The sequence below is a fragment of the Mesorhizobium sp. M8A.F.Ca.ET.207.01.1.1 genome (genome assembly GCF_004794715.1).
Classification (GTDB): Bacteria; Pseudomonadota; Alphaproteobacteria; order Rhizobiales; family Rhizobiaceae; genus Mesorhizobium.
Genome location: NZ_SRUS01000243.1, coordinates 1 through 361, shown reverse-complemented (window position 1 = coordinate 361; position 361 = coordinate 1). Strand labels below are relative to the sequence as shown.

The 361-nt window shown below is 65.4% G+C and carries 1 protein-coding gene; it reads left to right on the top strand.

Annotation, left to right across the window (positions count from 1 at the left end; all coding sequences use genetic code 11):
* On the top strand, positions 1 to 341 hold a 341-nt coding region (locus tag EN850_RS34360; protein ID WP_210238042.1), incomplete at its 5' end, for a DcaP family trimeric outer membrane transporter.
* Positions 342 to 361: the final 20 nt, after the last annotated feature.

The following is a 361-nucleotide window of genomic DNA, read 5'->3' as shown; positions in this document are numbered from 1 at the left end:
CCCGCTACATCGGCCTGGGCATCACCGCCGACAGCGCCTACGACGTGGCCCGCGATGAGCTCAACCCGACCGGCGTGCTGGCCGGCTACGTGGGCTGGCGGCATGCGTTCTCGCCGAAGCTGCGCACCAACCTGATCTACGCGCGCAGCGACTACGACAACGACAGCATCCTCGGCCCGCTGGTGACCAAGCGCGTGCAGAGCATCCGCGGCAACATCTTCTATTCGCCGCTGCCCAAGGTCGATATCGGCGCCGAGCTGATGTACGGCCGCCGCGAGATCGAGAACGGCAACAAGGGTGACATCACCCGATTGCAGTTCACCACGAAGTACAGCTTCTAAGAGCGTGCCGGCCAGCGGCC